This window comes from Vulgatibacter sp. (assembly GCF_041687135.1).
Classification (GTDB): domain Bacteria; phylum Myxococcota; class Myxococcia; order Myxococcales; family Vulgatibacteraceae; genus JAWLCN01.
The window spans coordinates 203,135-210,360 of record NZ_JAWLCN010000010.1; the positions used below are offsets into that span (position 1 = coordinate 203,135).

General features: G+C 69.2%; 9 protein-coding genes. 8 read left to right on the forward strand and 1 reads right to left on the reverse strand.

The window, feature by feature from the left end:
* Window positions 1-262 precede the first annotated feature (262 nt).
* From ACESMR_RS19870 to phoU, 5 genes are read left to right on the forward strand one after another with little or no spacing between them, the layout of a single operon-like run.
* Window positions 263-1,231: a phosphate ABC transporter substrate-binding protein gene (locus ACESMR_RS19870; protein WP_373048864.1), complete on the forward strand. Its 969-nt coding sequence runs from the start codon at window positions 263-265 to the stop codon at window positions 1,229-1,231.
* Between the two features lie 15 nt (window positions 1,232-1,246).
* Window positions 1,247-2,296 carry a phosphate ABC transporter permease subunit PstC gene (gene pstC / locus ACESMR_RS19875; protein ID WP_373048865.1) on the forward strand — a complete coding sequence of 350 codons (1,050 nt, stop codon included), beginning with the start codon at window positions 1,247-1,249 and terminating at the stop codon, window positions 2,294-2,296.
* Window positions 2,293-3,204, forward strand: a complete 912-nt coding sequence (gene pstA / locus ACESMR_RS19880; RefSeq protein WP_373048866.1) for a phosphate ABC transporter permease PstA — start codon at window positions 2,293-2,295, stop codon at window positions 3,202-3,204. Before pstC ends, pstA begins: the two co-directional genes overlap by 4 nt.
* Before the next feature lie 5 nt (window positions 3,205-3,209).
* On the forward strand, window positions 3,210-3,983 hold the full coding sequence (pstB, locus tag ACESMR_RS19885; protein ID WP_373048867.1) for a phosphate ABC transporter ATP-binding protein PstB: 774 nt from the start codon (window positions 3,210-3,212) through the stop codon (window positions 3,981-3,983).
* Window positions 3,984-3,993: 10 nt separating this feature from the next.
* Window positions 3,994-4,680: a phosphate signaling complex protein PhoU gene (phoU, locus tag ACESMR_RS19890; protein WP_373048868.1), complete on the forward strand. Its 687-nt coding sequence runs from the start codon at window positions 3,994-3,996 to the stop codon at window positions 4,678-4,680.
* A 117-nt stretch (window positions 4,681-4,797) separates the two neighbouring features.
* On the opposite strand, the gene ACESMR_RS19895 is transcribed toward phoU, so the two are convergent.
* Window positions 4,798-5,052, reverse strand: a complete 255-nt coding sequence (locus tag ACESMR_RS19895) for a hypothetical protein (protein WP_373048869.1) — start codon at window positions 5,050-5,052, stop codon at window positions 4,798-4,800.
* 231 nt (window positions 5,053-5,283) lie between these two features.
* On the opposite strand from ACESMR_RS19895, the gene ACESMR_RS19900 reads away from it, so the two are divergent.
* The 3 genes from ACESMR_RS19900 (at window position 5,284) to ACESMR_RS19910 (ending at window position 6,996) form a co-directional block, all read left to right on the forward strand.
* Entirely contained in the window at window positions 5,284-6,006 is a 723-nt protein-coding gene (locus ACESMR_RS19900; protein ID WP_373048870.1) for a response regulator, read from the forward strand.
* A 221-nt stretch (window positions 6,007-6,227) separates the two neighbouring features.
* Window positions 6,228-6,596, forward strand: a complete 369-nt coding sequence (locus ACESMR_RS19905) for a hypothetical protein (RefSeq protein ID WP_373048871.1) — start codon at window positions 6,228-6,230, stop codon at window positions 6,594-6,596.
* Between the two features lie 37 nt (window positions 6,597-6,633).
* Complete coding sequence (locus ACESMR_RS19910; RefSeq protein WP_373048872.1) at window positions 6,634-6,996, forward strand: hypothetical protein; 363 nt, start codon at window positions 6,634-6,636, stop codon at window positions 6,994-6,996.
* The last annotated feature ends 230 nt before the right edge of the window (window positions 6,997-7,226 follow it).

Sequence of the window (7,226 nt, forward strand, 5' to 3'; positions counted from 1 at the left end):
AAGCAGCGGTTGCTTGCCAAGTCGCCGGTGGGCCGGGGGCCGTGGGGTCCCGCTCCGTCGGCAGGGAAGCGGGCGCCGGATGGGTGGAGACCCGACTTTCTCGCAATCGGTTCCACGCTGGACCGGCAAAGGGCGTCAATCCCGCATCCGGAGCGCTCGCTTCGGAAGGGCCGGGTTCTGTGCCCTCCTTTTCCCGCGGCTGTCACCGTGCTGTCACACAGCCGCCCTACCGTGCGCCACCAGTCAAATGGAGGACGACCACGTGACCGTTCGCATCCTTTCCTTTCTCGCAGCGGCGACCCTTTTCGCCGCCTGCACCAGTGAGAAGCCCGCCGGCGAGCAGCAGGCTACCGAGGGTAGCCAGCCTGCAGCCGCAGCCTCGAAGACCGTCACCGTGAAGGGCTCCGACACCCTGGTGATCCTCGCCCAGCGCCTCGCCGAGCGGCTCATGGCGGAGAACCAGGGCATGACCGTGCAGGTCACCGGCGGCGGCAGCGGCACCGGCATCGCCGCGCTCATCAACGGGACCACCGACATCGCCACCGCATCGCGCGCGATGAAGGACGCCGAGAAGAAGCAGGTGGAGCAGAAGCGCGGCGCGCCCGCGATCGAGCACGCGGTGGCCCTCGACGGTCTCGCGGTCTACGTCAACGAGAAGAACCCGATCCAGGCCTTCAGCCTCGAGCAGCTCGAGGGCATCTACACCGGCCAGATCAAGAATTGGAAGGAGCTCGGCGGCGCCGACGCCCCCATCCTGCTCTACGGCCGCGAGAACAACTCCGGCACCTACGCCTACTTCAAGGAGGAGGTCCTCGCCGACGAGGACTTCGCCGCCGAGACCCAGAGCCTCCCCGGCACCGCCGCGGTGGTGAACGCGGTCTCCAAGGACCCGAACGCCATCGGCTACGGCGGCATCGCCTACGGCTCGGGCATCCGCGCCGTTCCGGTGAGCAAGGAGACCGGCGGCGAGGCGGTGGAGCCCTCGCTGGAGAACGTGACCAGCGGCAAGTACCCGATCAGCCGCAGCCTCTTCATGTACACCGCCGGCGAGCCCACCGGCGCGGTGAAGGCCTACATCGACTACGCGAAGTCGGACGCCGGGCAGAAGATCGCCTCGGAGGTGGGTTACTACCCGCTCCCGAAGAAGGCGGCGGCAGCGCCCGCTCCGGCCGCTCCCGCAGGCACCGAGAACGGGCAGGCCGGCGAGAAGCAGGCCGCTCCGGCCAAGTAAGGCTCGAAGCGAAACATGGAGATTCCCATCGTGGACGAGAGCGAGCTGCGCCTTCCCGCCTCCCCTCCGCCTGCAGCGGTCGCTGCAGCGGCGCAGGGCCCAGGTGCCCGGCAGCTGCCCGGCATGCGCCGGCGGAAGCTGACCGACAAGCTGGCCCGCTGGGTCATCGCTGCGGTCGCCTTCTCCGCCATCGCCGCGGTGGTGCTCATCTTCGTGTTCGTGCTCCGCGAGGCGCTTCCCCTCTTCACGGACGAGCACGTTCGCGAGGAGGTGACGCCGGCGCAGATGTTCCTGCCCCAGGCCTGGAAGGAGGGCGCCGCGCCCTCCTACTCCTGGCAGCCGGTCTCGAACACGCCGAAGTACAGCCTCGCGCCGCTGGCGGTGGGCACGCTCAAGGTGACGCTGGTGGCGCTGCTCTTCGCGGTGCCGCTCGCGGTGGCCGCCGCGGTCTTCTCCGCGGAGTTCGCCTCCCGGCGGCTGCGCGAGGCGATCAAGCCGGCGATCGAGATGCTCGCCGGCATCCCCTCGGTGGTCCTCGGCTTCTTCGCCCTGATGGTGCTGGCGAGCCTCTTCCAGGACACCTTCGGCTTCCACTTCCGGTTGAACGCCATCGTGGCAGGCGCCGCCCTGGGGCTCACGATCATCCCGGTGGTCTACACCGTGACCGAGGATGCGCTCATCGCGGTGCCCCGCTCCTACCGGGAGGCCTCCCTCGCCCTCGGCGCCTCGAAGGCACGCACCGCCTGGTCGGTGGTGCTCCCCGCCGCCTCCCCCGGCATCTTCGCCTCGGTGGTCCTCGGCTTCGGCCGCGCCATGGGCGAGACGATGATCGTGCTCATGGCCTCGGGCAACGCCGCCATCCTGAGCGCCGATCCCACCAAGCCCGTGCGCACCATCCCCGCCACCATCGCCGCCGAAATGGGCGAGGTCGTCGTCGGCGGCGCCCACTGGTCGGTGCTCTTCTTCCTCGGCTGCCTGCTCTTCCTGGTGACGCTCACCTTCAACACCGCAGGCGGCTGGTACGTCGCGCGGCTGCGCAAGAAGCTCGGAGGGATCGCGGCATGAAGGCGGCCCGCTTCTCCGCCCACACCCGGGCGAACGTGATCTTCGCCGGCATCTCCGGCAGCTCCGCGGTGGTGATCATCGCGCTGCTCGCCTGGATCCTCCTCGACGTCGGCATCAACGGCTTCCCGAAGCTCTCCTGGGAGTTCGTCAGCGCCAGCCCGCGCGAGGGCATGACCGAAGGCGGCATCTTTCCGGCGATCTTCGGCACCGTGCTGCTGGTCCTGATCATGACGATCGCGGTGGTGCCGGTGGGCGTGCTCACCGCCATCTACCTCTACGAGTACGCGAACCAGGAGGGGATCTTCGCCCGCGCGATCCGCAGCGCGGTCTACAACCTCGCCGGCGTCCCCTCGATCGTCTTCGGCCTCTTCGGCCTCGGCTTCTTCATCCAGTTCGTGGGCGGCGGGATCGACAACTTCTTCTACGGCGGCAGGGTCGTCTGGGGACAGCCGGCGATCTTCTGGGCTTCGCTCACCCTGGCCACCCTCACCCTTCCCGTGGTGATCGTCGCCACCGAGGAGGCGCTCCGCACCGTGCCCCGCGAGCACCGCGAGGCGGCCCTGGCGCTGGGCTCGACGAAGTTCGAGTCGCTGGTGAAGGTGGTGCTGCCGCAGGCGATGCCCGGCATCCTCACCGGCGCGATCCTCGCCGTGGCCCGCGGCGCCGGCGAGACGGCGCCGATCCTCTTCACCGGCGCCGCCTACTTCCTGCCGCACCTTCCCACGGCGCCCTACGATCAGTTCATGAACCTCGGCTACCACGTCTACGTGCTGGCCACGCAGTCGCCCGACATCGAGGCCACCAAGCCGATCCTCTACGGGACGGTTCTGGTGCTCCTGCTGGTTACGGTCCTGCTCAACCTCGTCGCCATCACCCTGCGCTCGCGTCTGCGGGCAGGTCGCGCCTGAAAACCATGCCGAATACCCAGCCGAACCGGGCCAAGCTGGCCTCGAAGAACCTCGAGCTCTACTACGGCGAGAAGCGCGCGCTCCACGGCATCTCGATGGAGATGCCGGAGCGGCAGGTCACCGCCCTCATCGGCCCTTCGGGCTGTGGCAAGTCGACCTACCTGCGCTGCTTCAACCGGATGAACGACCTCATCCCCGGCGTGCGGATCAACGGCGCCGCCACCATCGACGGCGCCGACCTGAACGGCCGCGGCGTCGACGTGGTCGAGCTCCGCCGCCGCGTGGGCATGGTCTTCCAGAAGTCGAACCCCTTCCCGAAGACCATCTTCGAGAACATCGCCTTCGGCCCGAAGATCCAGGGGGAGAAGGACAAGGTGAAACTCGAGCGAATCGTGGAGCGCTCACTGCGCAACGCCGCGCTCTGGGACGAGGTGAAGGATCGCCTCCACACCTCGGCGCTCGGTCTCTCCGGCGGCCAGCAGCAGCGCCTGTGCATCGCCCGGGCGCTGGCGGTGGAGCCCGAGGTCCTGCTCATGGACGAGCCGGCCTCCGCGCTCGATCCCATCGCCACGGCCCGAATCGAAGAGCTGATCCACGAGCTGAAGGAGCGCTACACCATCGTGATCGTCACCCACAACATGCAGCAGGCGGCGCGCGTCAGCGATTACACCGCCTTCTTCTACATGGGTGAGCTGGTGGAGTTCGCGCCCACCGAGACCATCTTCACCAACCCTCGTGAACGCCGCACGGAAGATTACGTGACCGGCAAGTTCGGATAAGATCGCCCGAATGCCCATGCACACCGACAAGATGTTCGAGGCGGAGCTCAAGGATCTCCGCGAGAAGCTCCTGACCCTCGGCGGACTCGTCGAGCAGGCGATCGTCCTCTCCGTTCGCTCCCTGTCGGAGCGCGACAGCGAGATGGCCGAGGGCGTGCGCGAAGCCGACAAGCGGGTCAACCGCCTCGAGGTCGAGATCGACGAGCTCTGCCTGCGCCTCCTCGCGCTGCGGCAGCCCGCGGCGTCCGACCTGCGCTTCATCACGCTGGCGCTCAAGGTGGTGACCGATCTGGAGCGGATCGGCGACCTGGCGGTGAACGTGGCGGAGCGTGCGCTGCAGCTCAACCAGGAGCCGCCGCTCAAGCCCTACGTCGACGTCCCGCAGATGGCGGAGATCGCGCAGCGGATGCTCAAGGATGCCCTCGACGCCTTCGTCGCCGGCGACGCCTCGATGGCCCGTGCGGTGCTGCGCAAGGACGAGGAGGTCGACCAGCTCTACCACGGCATCTTCCGGGAGCTCCTCGGCTTCATGGTCGAGGATCCCCAGACCACGCCGCGGGCGATGGCGGTGCTCTTCGTCGCCAAGCACCTCGAGCGGATCGCCGACCATGCGACCAACGTGGCCGAGATGGTGATCTTCTACGTCGAGGGGCGGGACGTGCGGCACCCGGGCAGTAGACGGGTGGTGACGGGCTGACCGTCGCCAGCAGCGGCGCGAAGGGACGACGGGCCCTCGAGGTGCAACCTCGGGGGCCCGTCGTCGTTCCTGCATCCAGCCGCTGGGCGACGAGGTGGGTGCCGGTCCCGCGGCGGATCAGGCGCCGCCTGCGCCACCCGTGCCTCCGGCGCCGCCGGCTCCACCCGTGCCGCCGGTGCCTCCCGTACCACCCGTACCACCCGTACCACCCGTGCCACCCGTGCCACCGGTGCCACCCGTGCCACCGGTGCCGCCGGCCCCGCCGGCGCCACCATTGCCGCCGTCGTCGTCGTCGTCGTCGCCGCACGCAGCCCCGGCGAAGGCCAGCAGCGCGGCGAGCAGAATCATCCCGAGGCCCTTGTGGATCGTCATCGTCTCGAATCCTCCTGCGCCGACCGTCCCGCCGGCGGATCTCCGTGCATAGCCGCTGCACCGGCGGGCGCAGCGGGTAAGTCGGTGGAGCCCCACCCTCGCTTGGGGTAGTGCTGCCGGAGATCGGACAATCCGCTCGAGCGTTGCCCGCGTGGGCCGGCCGGTGCTGCGTCACCACCTTGTCACCCGTGCGCCCCGCGGCTGCGCGTTCGGGCTGGCAGAACACGCACCATGGCACTGGTCCTCATCGTCGAAGACGAGCCCGATCTCCAGGCGGTTCTCGATTACAACCTGCGCCGCGAAGGCCTGCGCACCGCCCTGGCTGCACGCGGCACCGAGGCACTCCGCCTCGCGCGCCGGGAAGCACCGGACCTGGTCCTGCTCGACCTCATGCTCCCAGACATCTCCGGCACGGACGTCTGCCGCGAGCTGAAGCGGGATCCGGTCACTTCGAAGGCCGCGGTGATCATGCTCACCGCGCGGGGTGAGGAGGTCGACCGCATCGTCGGCTTCGAGCTCGGCGCTGACGATTACGTGGTGAAGCCCTTCTCCCTCCGGGAGCTGGTCCTCCGGGTGAAGGCGGTGCTGCGGCGCAGCGATGCCACCGCCGAGAGCACCGAGCGGGTGCACGCCGGGCCGATCACGGTCGACCGCGCCGGTCACCGGGTGCTGGTCGACGGCGCCGAGGCGGGCGTCACCGCCCTCGAATTCCGGATCCTCTCGCTGCTGGTGGAGCGACGGGGCCGCGTCCAGACCCGCGAGCGGCTCCTCGCCGACGCCTGGTCCGACGACGACGACGTCTCCGAGCGCGCCATCGACACCCACATCAAGCGGCTGCGGGAGAAGCTGGGGGGCGCCGCGGCGTGGATCGAGACGGTCCGCGGCGTCGGCTATCGCTTCCGCGATCCCGAGGACGCGACGGGCGGCGGTTCCGCTGGAGCGCTCGCGGGGTGAGTCTCCTGCCTCTCCCCTGGCGGGTGAAGGGACAGCCCACCCCGACACGGATGTCAGGCCGACGGACGCCGCCCCTGCCATGTACCTGCGGGCACGTCGCGCCGTCCAGCCCCACTTCCTCCTGCAATTCTCGATGGCTGGAGCCACCCATTACGCAGCGTGAGCAGCAGGCACACCTGTTGCTTTGCACGCCCACCATGATCGAACGTCGATTGGATCGGGTGGGGATCGCGTTTGGGGCGCTCTGGCTCGTCGCCCTGCTCGCGCAGGGCTGCGCCCATGGCCAGGTGCCGCAGCGCGGACATCTCGTCGTGCGAACCGAGGAGGGCGGAACCATCCGACTCGGCGATAGGGAGGCCAGCCTCGACCAGGTGCGCGCCGATTGCCGCGGGCCCTTCACCATCGTCGAAGAGCGGGAGGTGGTCGTGGGCTTCTACCGAGAGGAGAAGTCCGAGACCACGGGCTTCGGTCTCTTCACCGCCTCCCACGAAGAGACCAGCGTGCAGCATCCCCTCACCGCGTGGGAGTTGAGCTACCGCTGCGACGAGCCGCGCCCCCTCCGCCCTGCCCTCGCCAACGCCGGCCGATAGAAGAAGGCTACCAGCCGCCATCGACCAGGAGAGGCACGTGCAGCCAGCGCTCAAGCGACTCGTCTTCATCGCCGTCGCCACCGGACTCGTCGCGTGCACCCCGACCGCCGGACGGCTCCTCGAGCGGAACGAAGCCGGGGGCAGCATCATCGTGGGTGATAGACCGAAGACGCTCGAGCGTGTCGCGCGCGATTGCGGCGGCGGCTTCACGATCGTCGCAGAGCGCGAGGCGATCGTCTCGGGGCACGCTCCCGAAGACGACGACGAGCCCCTCGCCCTGGCGCTCGTCCGCACCCTCGGCGGGCACGAGGAGCCCGAGGAGAGCTACGAGACGGTTCGGGTCTGGGACTACCGATGCACGGAGCGGCGCTCGGTCCTTGGGGGAAGGCCGCGTCGCTGACGGCGTCGCCGCCGACACGAAGGACGAGCCCTCGCTCGGGCTGCGGTCCGATGCGTTCAGGCTTGGTGAGCCGACCCGGCAGCGGCTCGCGCGTCGGGGACTTAAAAGGCGAAACCCCCGAACCGCGCTGCGCGGTTCGGGGGCTCGCAAAAAAAATCCGGCAGCGTCCTACTCTCCCACACGGTTTCCCGTGCAGTACCATCGGCGATGAGGGGCTTAACTTCCGTGTT

Excerpts from the sequence above, each read along its gene's own strand:
- pstC (WP_373048865.1), top strand. The coding sequence starts at position 1,247 with ATGGAGATTCCCATCGTGGACGAGAGCGAGCTGCGCCTTCCCGCCTCC.
- pstA (WP_373048866.1), top strand. The coding sequence starts at position 2,293 with ATGAAGGCGGCCCGCTTCTCCGCCCACACCCGGGCGAACGTGATCTTC.
- phoU (WP_373048868.1), top strand. The coding sequence starts at position 3,994 with ATGCCCATGCACACCGACAAGATGTTCGAGGCGGAGCTCAAGGATCTC.
- pstB (WP_373048867.1), top strand. The coding sequence starts at position 3,210 with ATGCCGAATACCCAGCCGAACCGGGCCAAGCTGGCCTCGAAGAACCTC.
- ACESMR_RS19900 (WP_373048870.1), top strand. The coding sequence starts at position 5,284 with ATGGCACTGGTCCTCATCGTCGAAGACGAGCCCGATCTCCAGGCGGTT.
- ACESMR_RS19895 (WP_373048869.1), bottom strand. The coding sequence starts at position 5,052 with ATGACGATCCACAAGGGCCTCGGGATGATTCTGCTCGCCGCGCTGCTG.